Source organism: Leclercia sp. W6 (genome assembly GCF_003336345.1).
Lineage (GTDB): Bacteria > Pseudomonadota > Gammaproteobacteria > Enterobacterales > Enterobacteriaceae > Enterobacter.
Genome location: NZ_CP031104.1, coordinates 4,715,400 through 4,729,361, shown reverse-complemented (window position 1 = coordinate 4,729,361; position 13,962 = coordinate 4,715,400). Strand labels below are relative to the sequence as shown.

The window sequence follows — 13,962 nt, the reverse complement described above, 5'->3', positions numbered from 1 at the left end:
AATCCTGGGCCTGATTATCGAGTGTTTTGTACTGAGCCCTGGTTGCGTTTAGACGCATCCGGCACCAGACGATAGAAGGTTTCGCCCGGCTTAGTCATGCTGAGTTCGTTGCGCGCGCGCTCTTCAATGGCTTCCTGTCCGCCATTGAGATCGTCAATTTCCGCAAACAGCTGATCGTTTCGCGCTTTTAATTTGCTGTTTGTTGCCTGCTGCGCCGTCACGTCATCGCTGACGCGACTGTAATCGTGAAGGCCGTTCTTACCGAACCACAGCGAATACTGAAGCCAGACCAGCAGAGCCAGCAACAGCAGCGTAAGTTTACCCATCCTGCCCCCTGAAAAACGGCATCATCATCCCATAACTTTCCCCATGACTCTACATCGGGGCTACAGAGATGCCGCAACATTGCGGGCAAATGTACCACATTTTTTTTGCAGATTCGCGCAAGCCAACAATGTCACATAGTTGGTTACGGTTTGAATTATGGCTGAACTTATCCCATGAGCCACAAAAATAACAGTCCGACCATGGCGACGACCGTCATAACCGTTATCAGGGCGCTGTAGAGCAGTTTACCGTTAAGCAGAGAGTGCAGCGCGATCCCTACCACTACGGCAACGGGCATCAGCGCCAGAAAGAAAGGCCAGGTATAAAGGAAGAAAAACAGCGTATTGCTGCCATAAAACAGGAAAGGGATCCCCAGTGCCATCAGCCATGACGCAAAGCCGACAATCGCCCCAGGAAAAGACCAGGTCGTCTCGTCATGTGCCGATACTGTGTCCGACCCGGTGATGATGTAGTTTTCACTGTTCCGCATAGCTGATCCTGTGACCGTGACATATTGATGGAGATTAAGCATCCCCATCAATACCATCTCAGGATCTGATAATATCGCCCTGCCGGAGCAGGTCTAATAATTGACCCACCAAATTTGTTACCAATTGTTGGCCTTCCAGGTGGATATCGGGATTTTCCGGCGCTTCGTAAACCGCATCAATGCCGGTGAAATTCTTCAGCTCGCCAGCGCGCGCCTTTTTGTACAGTCCCTTCGGATCGCGTTGCTCGCATATTTCCAGCGGGGTATCGACAAATACCTCAATGAAGCGGCTGTTTCCTACCCGCTCACGCACCATCTGCCGCTCGGCGCGGTGCGGTGAGATAAAGGCAGTTAACACCACCAGCCCGGCATCGGCCATCAGGCTGGCCACTTCGCCCACCCGACGGATGTTCTCTTTGCGATCCGCATCGCTAAAGCCCAGATCGCTGCACAGCCCGTGGCGCACGTTGTCGCCATCCAGCAGATAGGTGCTGACGCCCGCTTTGTGCAGCGCCTCTTCCAGCGCACCCGCAACGGTGGACTTACCGGACCCCGAGAGCCCGGTAAACCACAGCACAACCCCACGGTGACCGTGGAGCTGTTCGCGTTCGGCCACCGTGACCGGATGAGGATGCCAGACGACGTTCTCATCATGCTGCGCCATTACTTGCCTCCCAGCAGATCGCGCGCGCCCCAGTGCGGGAAGTGTTTGCGCACCAGCGCGTTGAGCTCCAGCTCAAAGGTGCTGAATTCCGACGGCACCGCGCTCGCCTGCGCTTTAGGTTCGCGCACCATCCCTGCGCCAACGGTGACGTTGGTCAGACGGTCGATAATAATCAGCCCGCCGGTTACCGGGTTCTGCTGATACTCGTCCAGCACCAGCGGCTCGTCGAAGGTGAAATCCACCAGACCGATGCCGTTCAGCGGCAGTTCAGTCACGCTGTGCTGCGCCAGGTTGTTAATGTCGACCTGATACTGAATGCCATCGACGCGGGCGCGGGTTTTCTTCCCGGCAATCTTGATGTCGTAGCTTTGGCCCGGGCTCAGCGGCTGCTCGGCCATCCACACCACATCCACCGCGGCGCTTTGTACCGCAGGCAGCGACTCCTGCGCATCCACCAGCAGATCGCCGCGGCTGATATCGATCTCATCTTTCAGCACCAGGGTGACCGCTTCGCCGGCACCCGCTTCCTGCAGATCGCCATCGAAGGTCACGATACGGGCAATGGCCGATTCCACGCCTGACGGCAGTACCTTCACGCGCTGGTCTACGCGCACGCTGCCGGAGGCAATCGTGCCGGAGAAACCGCGGAAATCGAGGTTCGGGCGGTTAACGTACTGTACCGGGAAGCGCATCGGCTGCGTATCCACGTCGCGCTGGATCTCAACGGTCTCCAGCACTTCCAGCAGCGTCGGGCCGCTGTACCACGGCATGCTCACGCTCTGGGAAGCGACGTTATCCCCTTCCAGCGCCGAAAGCGGCACAAAGCGGATATCGAGGTTGCCCGGCAGCTGCTCGGCAAAGGTGAGATAGCTCTCGCGGATCTCGTTAAACTTCTCTTCGCTGAAGTTGACCAGATCCATCTTGTTAACTGCCACCACCAGATGCTTGATCCCCAGCAGCGTGGAGATAAAGCTGTGACGACGGGTCTGATCCAGGACCCCTTTACGGGCGTCGATCAGCAGGATCGCCAGGTCGCAGGTTGAGGCCCCGGTCGCCATATTGCGGGTGTACTGCTCATGCCCTGGGGTATCGGCGATAATAAATTTGCGCTTCTCGGTAGAGAAATAGCGATAGGCCACGTCGATGGTGATGCCCTGCTCGCGCTCCGCCTGCAGGCCATCCACCAGCAGCGCCAGATCGAGTTTTTCACCCTGGGTACCGTGACGCTTGCTGTCGTTGTGCAGGGAGGAGAGCTGATCTTCATAGATCTGACGGGTATCGTGCAGCAGACGGCCAATCAACGTGCTTTTACCGTCGTCCACGCTGCCGCAGGTCAGAAAACGCAGCAAACTTTTGTGCTGCTGGGCGTGCAGGTAGGCTTCGACGCCGCCTTCGTTGGCGATCTGTTGAGCAATAGTGGTATTCATGGCGGCTCCTTAGAAATAACCCTGACGTTTCTTCAGCTCCATCGAGCCTGCCTGGTCGCGGTCAATCACGCGCCCCTGTCGCTCGCTGGTGGTGGACACCAGCATCTCTTCGATGATCTCCGGCAGCGTTTGCGCGTCGGATTCCACCGCGCCGGTCAGCGGCCAGCAGCCGAGGGTACGGAAGCGCACCATCCGCTTTTTGATCACTTCGCCAGGCTGCAGGTCGATGCGATCGTCGTCGATCATCATCAGCATGCCGTCGCGCTCCAGTACCGGGCGTTCAGCCGCCAGGTAGAGCGGAACGATCTCGATATTTTCCAGATAGATGTACTGCCAGATATCCAGCTCGGTCCAGTTGGAGAGCGGGAAGACGCGGATGCTTTCGCCTTTATTGATCTGGCCGTTGTAGTTGTGCCACAGCTCCGGACGCTGGTTTTTAGGGTCCCAGCGGTGGAAGCGGTCACGGAAGGAGTAGATACGCTCCTTGGCGCGGGATTTCTCTTCATCGCGGCGGGCGCCGCCGAAAGCGGCATCAAAGCCGTATTTGTTCAGCGCCTGCTTCAGCCCTTCGGTCTTCATGATGTCGGTGTGCTTGGCGCTGCCGTGGACAAACGGGTTAATGCCCATCGCCACCCCTTCCGGGTTTTTATGTACCAGCAGCTCACAGCCGTAGGCTTTGGCGGTACGGTCACGGAACTCATACATTTCGCGGAATTTCCAGCCGGTATCCACGTGCAGCAGCGGGAACGGCAGCGTGCCCGGATAAAAGGCCTTACGCGCCAGATGCAGCATCACGCTGGAGTCTTTGCCGATGGAGTACATCATTACCGGATTTGCAAACTCAGCGGCCACTTCGCGGATAATATGAATACTCTCCGCTTCCAGTTGCCGCAGGTGCGTCAGTCGTTTTTGATCCATAACCGTTCCTTAAGCCAAATTGATAACAGAAGAACCAAAGCCTTCTGTGTCGGTTGTATGTTGGAACCAGGCGAGCGTGCTGTGCAGCTGCACCACTTCCCCCACCACAATCAGGGCGGGCATCGGGGCATCTTTCGCCAGGGTTGCAAGGTGTTGTAATGTGCCGGTCACCACGTGTTGATCGACGCGCGTGCCGCGGGATATCACTGCCACAGGCGTATCTGCATCGCGCCCGTGACGAATAAGTTGTTCACTGATTTCCGCCGCTTTCATGGTGCCCATATAGATCGCCAGCGTCTGACGGCTCTGGGCCAGATGGGTCCAGTCAAACGGGGTGCTGTCGGCTTTATAGTGGCCGGTGACAAAGGTGACGCTCTGGGCATAATCCCGGTGCGTCAGTGGAATACCGGCATAGGCCGTTACCGCGGAGGCTGCGGTGATCCCCGGCACCACCTGGAAGGGCACGCCCGCTTCGGCTGCCGCCTGCAATTCTTCGCCACCACGACCAAAGATGAACGGATCGCCACCTTTGAGACGCACCACGGTTTTGCCTTCTTTCGCGGCGGCGATCAGCATCTGATTGGTTTCATGCTGCGGTACGGCGTGGCCGCCCGCGCGTTTGCCGACGCAGATTTGCTCGGCGTCGCGACGAATCAGCTCGCGCACCCCGTCGGTCACCAGATGGTCATAGAACACCACATCCGCATCCTGGAGTACCTGAAGGCCGCGAAGCGTCAACAATCCGGCATCACCCGGCCCCGCGCCAACGAGGATGATCTCCCCGCTGGTGCTGCCCGGGTTGTCCAGTTCGTCTTCGAGGATCTTCTGCGCCGCCGTCTCATTACCGGCCTGCATCAGGCTGGCAAAGCGGCCACGAAACACGCGCTCCCAGAAGCGTCGGCGTTCCGCCACGCTGGTCAGGCGGGTTTTCAGATGGTTGCGCCAGAAGCTGGCTTTTTCTGCCATCCGGCCAAGGCTGGTGGGCAGCAGCGCCTCGATTTTTTCCCGCAGGACGCGCGCCAGCACCGGCGCGGTGCCGCCGGAGGAGATCGCCACCAGCAGCGGCGAGCGGTCAACAATCGACGGAAAAATAAAGGAGCAGAGCGGCTGGTCATCCACCACGTTCACCAGACGGTGACGGGCGTGAGCGGCATCGGAGATGCGCTGGTTGAGCGCGCGATTTTCCGTTGCGGCAATCACCAGCACCACATTGTCGATTTGCGCTTCAGCAAAGTCCGCTTCGGCAACAACCTGCACGCGCGCGCCTGCCCGATGTAAAAAGGCAATTTTGCGCTCAGCGATTTCGCCGCTGCCGACAACCAGCACCGGGCGGTCTTTTACAGCAGCGAATAAAGGAAGGTAATCCACAATGCTACAACTCGCTAACAACAAGGAATAGGGGGACTATAGGGGGCGGCTACGAGCGAATGAAATTACGAATTGGAATGAGTAGTTACTCAATGGAATAACGCGCTGAAAAAGCTCATATCAAAAAGTGCTTAACGCGCGACATTCCGGGCATTTAAGAGCAAATCAAATTGTGTAAGCGCGGTCACAGTTTCATACTAAGCGCGTTAAAATTTTGCGTTATTTTTTTAAGGACTCACTATGTTTTCCGCAATGCGCCACCGATACGCTGCCCTGGCGCTCGGCGTTTGCTTAATCGGAACGGTTCAGGCTAAGACCTCGCCCCTGGGTGAGATGGCCGCGACGCAGGCACGTCATATTGCCACCTTTTTTCCGGGTCGGATGACCGGCACCCCCGCCGAAATGCTCTCCGCTGACTACGTGCGCCAGCAGTTCGCCGGGATGGGCTACCAGAGCGATATCCGCACATTTCAGAGCCGCTACATCTATACCTCACGCAATCTGAACAAGAACTGGCACAACGTCACCGGCAGCACAGTGATTGCGGCCCATGAAGGCAAAGCCGCTCAGCAGATTATTATTCTGGCGCACCTCGACACTTATGCCCCGATGAGCGACAGCGATGCCGACAACAATCTCGGCGGCCTCACGTTACAGGGCATTGATGATAATGCCGCCGGGGTCGGGGTGATGCTGGAGCTGGCCGATCAGTTAAAAGATATTCCCACCCAGTACAGCATCCGCTTTATCGCCACCAGCGGCGAGGAAGAGGGACGGCTGGGCGCCGAGAATGTCCTTAAACGCATGAGCGCGGCCGAGAAGAAAAACACCCTGCTGGTGATCAACCTCGATAATTTGATTGTGGGGGATAAGCTCTATTTCAACAGCGGCAAAACCACCCCAGGTCCGGTACGCAAGTTAACCCGTGACCGCGCGCTGGCGATTGCCCGCGCCCACGGCATCTATGCTGCCACCAACCCGGGCGGCAATGCCGCGTATCCGAAAGGCACCGGCTGCTGCAATGATGGCGAGGTGTTCGATAAAGCCGGGATCCCGGTGCTCTACGTTGAAGCGACCAACTGGTCCCTGGGCAAGAAGGATGGTTATCAGCAACAGGCAAAATCTAAAGCATTTCCAGAGGGAATAAGCTGGCACGACGTCAGGCTGGATAATCTGCAGTATATCGACGAGGCATTGCCGAAGCGGATTGAACACCGCAGCCGGGATGTGGTACGGGTGATGCTGCCGCTGGTGAAGGAGCTGGCGAAAGCGGAGAAAGCCTGAGGCAGCTGCCCGGGGGCGCTGCGCTTACCGGGCCTACAGGATGCTTATTCGTAGGCCCGGTAAGGCGTAGCCGCCACCGGGCAAAAAACATTACCCTTCGTGCAGCCCGCACTCGCGCTTGAGGCCAAAGAAACGGGTCTCTTCTTCTGCCATACCCGGCTCCCATTTACGGGTGGTATGGGTATCCCCCACCGACAGATAGCCTTGATCCCACAGCGGATGGTATTTCAGGCCATGCTGTTGCAGGTACTGGTATACGGTCCGGTTGTCCCAGTCGATAATCGGCAGCACCTTGAACACCCCGCGCTGGATCGCCAGCACCGGTAAAGACGCCCGGCTGCCGGACTGATCCCGGCGCAGGCCGGCAAACCAGGTTTTGGCGTTGAGTTCAGACAGCGCCCGGTTCATCGGCTCGACTTTGTTGATGGCATTATATTTCTCAATGCCCTCGACGCCCTGCTCCCACAGCTTGCCGTAGCGTGCTTCCTGCCAGGCCGCGCTCTGCTCTGCACGGTAGACCTTCAGGTTCAGCTTAAGCTTGTCCGTCAGCTCATCGATAAACTGATAGGTTTCCGGGAACAGGTAGCCGGTATCGGTGAGGATCACCGGGATATCCGGGCGAATCTTATTCACCAGATGCAGGCTAACCGCCGCCTGAATACCGAAGCTCGACGAGAGCACATATTCGCCCGGCAGATTTTCCAGCGCCCAGGCGACACGCCCTTCGGCGTCCAGCTTCTCCAGCTCCGCGTTGGTTTCGGCCAGCGCCAGTATGCGTTCGACTTTTGGCAGATCGTTAAGGGCGTTTAGATCGAGTACGGACATAAGAACCTCGTTTGCCTGTTTTGCCGGGCGGCACTGCGTCTGCCCGGCCTGGAAAATCGGTAAAACCCGTGGGATGTTATTCCCAGAAATCCCTTGCGGGATCGAGCACCGGACGAATGATGCCCGCACGCACCGTAAAGTCGCCGAAGCCTTCACCCGCTTCGCGCTCTTTCGCCCAGCGCCCGATAAGCAGGTCAATGGAATCAAGGATTTCCGGCTCGGTGATGTTTTCCCGGAACATGCGCGGAATACGGGTGCCGATACGGTTACCGCCCAGATGCAGGTTGTAGCGCCCCGGCGCTTTGCCCACCAGCCCCAGCTCGGCCAGCATCGCGCGGCCACAGCCATTCGGGCAGCCGGTCACGCGCATCACGATATGTTCGTTCGGGATGCCATGTTTCTCCAGAATCGCTTCGACCTTGTCGGTAAACGACGGCAGGAAACGTTCGGCCTCAGCCATCGCCAGCGGACAGGTCGGGAACGACACGCAGGCCATGGAGTTTTCGCGCTGCGGTTTAACCGCCTCCATCAGGGCATGATCCCGCGCCAGCTTCTCGATCTTCGCCTTCTGGCTTTCCGGCACGCCGGCAATGATCAGGTTCTGGTTGGCGGTGATACGGAACTCGCCCTGGTGGATCTTCGCGATCTCCAGCAGGCCGGTTTTCAGCGGACGGCCCGGATAATCCAGGATACGGCCATTTTCAATAAACAGCGTCAGGTGCCATTTATCGTCGATACCTTTTACCCAGCCAATACGATCCCCACGCCCGGTGAATTCGTACGGGCGGATCGGCTCAAACTTGATGCCCGCGCGGCGTTCCACTTCGGCTTTAAACGTCTCAACGCCCACGCGCTCAAGGGTGTATTTGGTCTTGGCGTTTTTACGATCGGTACGGTTGCCCCAGTCGCGCTGAGTGGTCACTACCGCTTCCGCCACCGCCAGGGTGTGCTCCAGCGGCAGATAGCCAAACTCGCTCGCGGTACGGGCGTAAGTCTTTTTGTTACCGTGCTCAATAGAGAGACCGCCGCCCACCAGCAGGTTAAAGCCCACCAGCTTACCGTTCTCGGCGATTGCCACGAAGTTCATGTCGTTGGCGTGCAGATCGATATCGTTCTGCGGCGGGATCACCACCGTGGTTTTGAACTTACGCGGCAGGTAAGTCTGGCCCAGGATCGGCTCTTCGTCAGTGGTCGCCACTTTCTCCTGATCGAGCCAGATCTCGGCATAAGCGCGGGTACGCGGCAGCAGATGCTCGGAGATCTTCTTCGCCCACTCGTACGCTTCGGCATGCAACTCAGACTCGTACGGGTTAGAGGTGCAGAGCACGTTACGGTTCATATCGTTGGCGGTCGCCAGCGCGTCCAGCCCGACGGAGTGCAGCATCTGGTGTACCGGCTTCACGTTCTTCTTCAGAATGCCGTGGAACTGGAAGGTTTGACGGTTGGTCAGACGGATGCTGCCGTAAATTGTATTTTCACCGGCAAACTTGTCGATCGCCTGCCACTGTTTGGTGGTGATGATGCCACCCGGCAGGCGGCAGCGCAGCAGCATCGCATGACGCGGCTCCAGCTTCTGTTCAGCACGCTCGGCGCGGATATCGCGGTCGTCCTGCTGGTACATGCCGTGGAAACGGATCAGCAGGAAGTTGTCGCCTTTGAAACCGCCGGTCAGACCGTCATTTAAATCTTCGGCAATGGTGCCGCGCAGGTAGTTACTCTCAACCTTCATGCGCTCGGCATCAGACAGTTTGCCTTCGACCACCAGTGGGCCAGGATGTTTTTCGCTCATTAGTAGACATCTCGCTGATAACGGCGCTCGACGCGCAGCTCACTTAAATATTCATCCGCCGCTTCGGCATCCATACCGCCGAATTGGGCAATCACTTCCAGTAAAGCCTGCTCAACGTCTTTCGCCATGCGATTGGCGTCGCCGCAGACATAAATGTGGGCACCGTCATTGATCCAGCGCCACAGCTCTGCGCCCTGTTCGCGCAGTTTGTCTTGTACGTAGATTTTTTCTTTCTGATCGCGGGACCAGGCCAGATCGATCCGGCTCAGTACGCCCTCTTTAACGTAGCGCTGCCACTCCACCTGATAGAGGAAATCTTCAGTGAAGTGCGGGTTGCCGAAGAACAACCAGTTTTTACCTGGCGCTTCGTCGGCGGCGCGCTGCTGCATAAAGGCGCGGAACGGTGCAATACCGGTGCCCGGGCCAATCATGATCACCGGGGTTTCCGGGTTGGCGGGCAGACGGAAGTTGTCGTTGTGCTCGATAAAGACTCGCACCTCGCCCTCTTCTTCCACGCGATCCGCGAGGAAGCTCGACGCGCCGCCAGCACGGGCGCGGCCTTCGATGTCGTAACGCACCACGCCCACGGTGACGTGGACTTCGTTCTCCACCTCAGCCTGAGCAGAGGCGATAGAGTAGAGGCGCGGCGTCAGCGGACGCAGCAGGCCGATTAACGCATCGGCTTCGAGCTGGGCTGGCGCGAAACGCACCATATCCACGATAGGCGTGGTGGCGGCGTAGTGTTGCAGTTTGGCTTTGTCGCCCACCAGCGGCAGCAGGGATTCGCTGCGGGTCAGGGTGGCGTAGTTTTCCACGATGTTCGCGGTATTAACGGTCAGCTCGAAATGCCACTGCAGCGCTTCAGAGAGCGGCAGCGTTTTGCCTTCCACGGTGACCGGTTCGTCACCCTTCAGCCACAGCAGCTCAACCAGCTCTTTCACCAGCGCCGGATCGTTCTGGTACCAGACGCCAAGAGCATCGCCCGGCTGGTAGCGCAAGCCGGAGTCGCCGAGATCGATTTCGATATGGCGTACATCTTTTTCTGAATCGCGACCGGTAATTTTCTGGTTCACCGAGAGGCTCGCCGTCAGCGGGGCTTCTTTGGTGTAGGGGCTGGTGTGAATGTCGTTGACTGCGCCAGCGGCGGTGGCTGCCGCCTGGGCTGGCGTCTCGGTCGGTACGCGGGCTTTCAGCACCTCGACAATGCGCGCGCGCCATTCGGCCGCCGCAGCCTGGTATTCAACGTCGGTATCGACGCGGTCCAGCAGGCGTTCTGCCCCCAGCTCGGCCAGTTTGCTGTCGAAATCTTTGCCCGACTGGCAGAAGAATTCATAGGAAGAGTCGCCCAGGCCGAAGACCGCAAAGGCGGTGCCCGCCAGTTTTGGCGCCTTTTTCGAGAACAGGAACTTATGCAGCGCAACCGCTTCTTCAGGCGGCTCACCTTCGCCCTGGGTTGAGGTTACAACGATAACCAGCTTCTCTGACGCGATTTGCTTAAATTTATAGTCCCCGGCGTTCACCAGGTTCACGTTCAGTTTGGCTGCGAGCAGATCGTCGCGCAGGGCTTCCGCCACGCGACGGGCGTTGCCGGTTTGCGAGGCGGAGATAAGCGTGATTGCCGGGATCTCAACAGCCGTAGCCGGCGCACTCGCCACAGCCCCCGGCTGTTGATTGAGCATTCCCCAGAAATAACCGGATACCCAGGCCAGCTGGGTGGGTGAAAAGTCAGTGGTGGCCGCCTGCAGGCGTGCCAGTTGCTCCGGGTTCAGGGGAAGCAAATTTGAAGGTGGGGCCTGTGTTGTCATGCGTCGTTATGTTCCAGTAGCAAAGCTGAATTTTTATCTGAAAGACAGAACAGAGTGTAAGGTTAACGGCGCGGATCATAACAATTAAAGACAGGATGGAAATAATAAATAACCAAATGGACTAACCTCTTTTAGCTATTGTTCTTAACAATAAAAGTGATTAATCATCTCCTTGAAAAGTAAAATAAAAAACAGCACTAATTACGCTGTCTGGTGCCCCTGACCATAATGCCCGTTTTAGTTAATGATAAAAAATGTACTTTCCGGTACTCTACGGCGGTTTTTTCCGCATTTTTGAGAGTCCACGATGTCCACCACACTGTTTAAAGATTTCATCTTCGAAGCCGCCCACCATCTGCCTCACGTCCCGGAAGGGCATAAATGTGGTCGTCTGCACGGACACTCCTTTATGGTGCGTCTGGAGATCACGGGTGAAGTCGATCCGCATACCGGTTGGATCATGGATTTTGCCGAGCTGAAGGCCGCCTTCAAACCGACCTACGATCGCCTCGATCATTACTATCTGAACGATATTCCGGGACTTGAAAACCCGACCAGCGAAGTGCTGGCAAAATGGATCTGGAATGAGATCAAACCGCTGGTGCCGCTGCTGAGTGCGGTAATGATCAAAGAGACCTGCACCGCAGGCTGCGTCTATCGCGGCGAATAATTACGTCTCATGAGAGAGCAACGGCGCGAGCTCAAAGAGCATCAGCGCGTTACTTTCCAGCGACGCCGTAATCTGCCAGCCATCATGAAGCCGTTCATCACGCATTGACAACGTTGGACGCGCTTTATGCTCCATCCAGCGCCACATCTCTTCGTCAGGTCCCCTTTCACTGCGCACGCCTTCAATCAAGGGGTACAGCGCGCCGTTGTGCTGATCAAACAGATGACACTTAATTCGCCACCTGCCGCTTAGCCCCTTCAGCTGAACATGGTACTGCTGGCGAAAACGCTGAATGAAAGCCTCTTCGCTGGAGAGTAACGGGTTAAACACCACCGTATTGCGCAGCAGCAGTTGGTATCCGTTGTGGTGGCGCAATAGCAGAAGATTCTTTTCGTTGACTAACACCTCACCGCGCAGGCGTCGCCACAGCCAGACTACCCAATAGATCGGGCGCGGCAGGCCGTGGTTGTACTGCAGCGCCAGGCTCGAGGTATCGATGGTATTGTTGGCCCGCGCTTCCCCCTGTAAGCCCGAGTTGAGCCAGAACCCGGCCAGCCACACCTGTTCCGACAGCCCGAGCAGGTTTTGCATCAGCAGTGCCCCACGAAAAAACCAGCCGTTGGTGGCCCGCGTGTTCCCGGTGAGGGTATTCCACGATAGCAGCCATACCGGAAGCGAGAGCTTTCGCTGACGAAGCGAGGTCAGGATCTGCCGGACCTTCTGCACCGGATAGTTTTCAGAGGAAGAGAGATGAGCCGGATCCAGCTGCGCCAGATCGAGAAGCTCATTGGCATCGGCCGGACAGGCCAAAAAATCGGCCTGGGTGAGGAGAGTCGAGTCCAGCAGAGCCTCATCGTTATGCCCCGTGTGCCCGGGCGCAAAACGGTGCCACACGCCGAACGTCGCCTGCGGCAGATATTCCCGCAGCGTCGCCCGCTGAGCCTGCCAGACCTGCGCTCTTGTCTCCTCGCTCGCCTGCGTTGACCAGTGCATCACAAATTGCCAGCGATCGGTAATCTCAGGCGAAAAGTGATTGACCGACTGCTGTAAGAAACGCGCCAGCAGGTCGGTGCGAGTTGTCAGGCCGGTATGCAGCAGCACCGTCCACTGTTTTTGAGCAAGCCAGCTGAAGACCTGATGAAGGTTGTACCAACAGGCATAACCTGCCATCAGCGGATCGTCCCAGCCGCTGGCAAACAGGCGGCTACTGAGAAACGGCTCCGCGATATCAATCCCGAAAAGAGGCATCGCCTCCCCCAGCTTTTCCAGCTCCCGGCGCACATCCTCGCGCAGCAGATCGTCCAGCTCACGCACCGTCACCACCATTCGGGTATGACGCAGCGGCGCAGCGGGCTGGAGAAGATGCAGATCGAGCACCCTCTCCTGCACCGGATGCGGATTTAATGGCAACGGCTCCCGACCGCGCGTTTCGGCTTCATTTAGCAGGCTGAAGAGCTTGTCCACCGCCACCGGATAAAGCTGCTCTCCATTGCCTGGACGTAGACGGGGCATCCCGGCGTGATGACGACGTTGTTTGCGATACGCTCCCGGAGCCATCTGGTGATGACGCCGGAACAGATCGCTCATCATCCGCGTACTGGCGAACCCCTGCTCCAGCGCAATCTGATGCAGCGGGCGGTTGGTCAGGCGAAGCGCGTCGGCCGCCTTCTCAAGGCGCAGGGTGGTAATGTACTGCATAAAACTGACGCCCATCTCTTTGCGAAAAAGACGGGAGAGCCAGGCTTCTGAAACAAATTCGCTTCCGGCGATTTCAGCAAGCGTAATGCGTCGGGTGTAGCTGGCGTTGATGCGTTCCACCACCCGGGCGATGCGTTTGCTTACGCCCGGATGATGTTCCCGCAGAAGCAGGCGGGCGGGTTGCTGAAACCGGCTGGTCAGCAGGAGCAGGATCTCGCTCAGCCAGCGGGTCGCCTCCAGCCGGTAGCGATGCTGATCGTTGATCAGGGTGCAGACCAGCAGTTGGCGCAGAAGATGGCGTAGCTCATCACCAGGAGGCCAGCTGCTCCCGGCTTCGGGCGGGATGGCGTAATCATGGGTAAAAAAGTCGCTACAGAGCTGCTGGATCCTGCGCCCGGAAAGCATGACACACATCGTCGTATTGCCGCTCTCGCTGGTAAGCTGCCAGCGTTGATTGCGATTAACGATCGTCAGGCTATCCGCTGTCAGGGTCATCTGCCGCTGGTCGGTGTGCAGGTCGGCGCTCCCTTCCAGCAGCCACAGCAGCGTCAGCGCGTCGTCCTCCTCCTGATGAAACTGACGAATATCCTGCACCTTCACCCAAAACTCGCTACCCCGTTGCTCCATGTGTTCCTCCAGGGAAGACAAATTATGACGCGCTGTTTTTTGTCATAACGGAATTGTATGAAAAACAATC

12 protein-coding genes are annotated in these 13,962 nt (G+C 57.6%); 2 read left to right on the top strand and 10 right to left on the bottom strand.

From position 1 onward, the window contains the following. Positions 1–14: 14 nt before the first annotated feature. The 6 genes from ftsB to cysG all read right to left on the bottom strand — a co-directional run bounded on the left by ftsB (position 15) and on the right by cysG (position 5,194). Positions 15–326, bottom strand: coding sequence for a cell division protein FtsB (ftsB, locus tag DVA43_RS23300; protein WP_032613637.1), 312 nt, complete (start codon positions 324–326; stop codon positions 15–17). A 167-nt stretch (positions 327–493) separates the two neighbouring features. Further along, a complete protein-coding gene (locus DVA43_RS23295; RefSeq protein ID WP_103822696.1) occupies positions 494–817 on the bottom strand; it encodes a DUF3561 family protein in 324 nt (107 codons plus the stop codon). Positions 818–875: 58 nt separating this feature from the next. After that, positions 876–1,481: an adenylyl-sulfate kinase gene (cysC, locus tag DVA43_RS23290; protein ID WP_103822697.1), complete on the bottom strand. Its 606-nt coding sequence runs from the start codon at positions 1,479–1,481 to the stop codon at positions 876–878. Continuing rightward, the gene (gene cysN, locus DVA43_RS23285) at positions 1,481–2,908 is read right to left on the bottom strand and encodes a sulfate adenylyltransferase subunit CysN (RefSeq protein WP_114316910.1); all 1,428 of its coding nucleotides are present in this window, start codon (positions 2,906–2,908) and stop codon (positions 1,481–1,483) included. Before cysN ends, cysC begins: the two co-directional genes overlap by 1 nt. A gap of 9 nt (positions 2,909–2,917) precedes the next feature. Next, a complete protein-coding gene (cysD, locus tag DVA43_RS23280) occupies positions 2,918–3,826 on the bottom strand; it encodes a sulfate adenylyltransferase subunit CysD (RefSeq protein WP_015963247.1) in 909 nt (302 codons plus the stop codon). A 9-nt stretch (positions 3,827–3,835) separates the two neighbouring features. Next, positions 3,836–5,194 (bottom strand): siroheme synthase CysG, encoded by a 1,359-nt coding sequence (cysG, locus tag DVA43_RS23275; protein WP_114316909.1) that lies wholly within the window; start codon positions 5,192–5,194, stop codon positions 3,836–3,838. A gap of 240 nt (positions 5,195–5,434) precedes the next feature. On the opposite strand from cysG, the gene DVA43_RS23270 reads away from it, so the two are divergent. Beyond that, on the top strand, positions 5,435–6,478 hold the full coding sequence (locus tag DVA43_RS23270; RefSeq protein WP_114316908.1) for an aminopeptidase: 1,044 nt from the start codon (positions 5,435–5,437) through the stop codon (positions 6,476–6,478). Between the two features lie 90 nt (positions 6,479–6,568). Here the strand turns inward: DVA43_RS23270 and cysH are convergent, their stop codons facing one another. The 3 genes from cysH to cysJ all read right to left on the bottom strand — a co-directional run bounded on the left by cysH (position 6,569) and on the right by cysJ (position 10,897). After that, a complete protein-coding gene (gene cysH, locus DVA43_RS23265; protein WP_114316907.1) occupies positions 6,569–7,303 on the bottom strand; it encodes a phosphoadenosine phosphosulfate reductase in 735 nt (244 codons plus the stop codon). A 76-nt stretch (positions 7,304–7,379) separates the two neighbouring features. Continuing rightward, a complete protein-coding gene (cysI, locus tag DVA43_RS23255) occupies positions 7,380–9,092 on the bottom strand; it encodes an assimilatory sulfite reductase (NADPH) hemoprotein subunit (RefSeq protein ID WP_103180923.1) in 1,713 nt (570 codons plus the stop codon). Next, positions 9,092–10,897 (bottom strand): NADPH-dependent assimilatory sulfite reductase flavoprotein subunit, encoded by a 1,806-nt coding sequence (gene cysJ, locus DVA43_RS23250; RefSeq protein WP_114316906.1) that lies wholly within the window; start codon positions 10,895–10,897, stop codon positions 9,092–9,094. Before cysJ ends, cysI begins: the two co-directional genes overlap by 1 nt. 307 nt (positions 10,898–11,204) lie before the next feature. Between cysJ and queD the strand changes: the two genes are divergently transcribed. Further along, complete coding sequence (gene queD, locus DVA43_RS23240) at positions 11,205–11,567, top strand: 6-carboxytetrahydropterin synthase QueD (protein ID WP_103822703.1); 363 nt, start codon at positions 11,205–11,207, stop codon at positions 11,565–11,567. On the opposite strand, the gene DVA43_RS23235 is transcribed toward queD, so the two are convergent. After that, the gene (locus tag DVA43_RS23235) at positions 11,568–13,892 is read right to left on the bottom strand and encodes a helix-turn-helix domain-containing protein (protein ID WP_114316905.1); all 2,325 of its coding nucleotides are present in this window, start codon (positions 13,890–13,892) and stop codon (positions 11,568–11,570) included. Positions 13,893–13,962 lie beyond the last annotated feature (70 nt).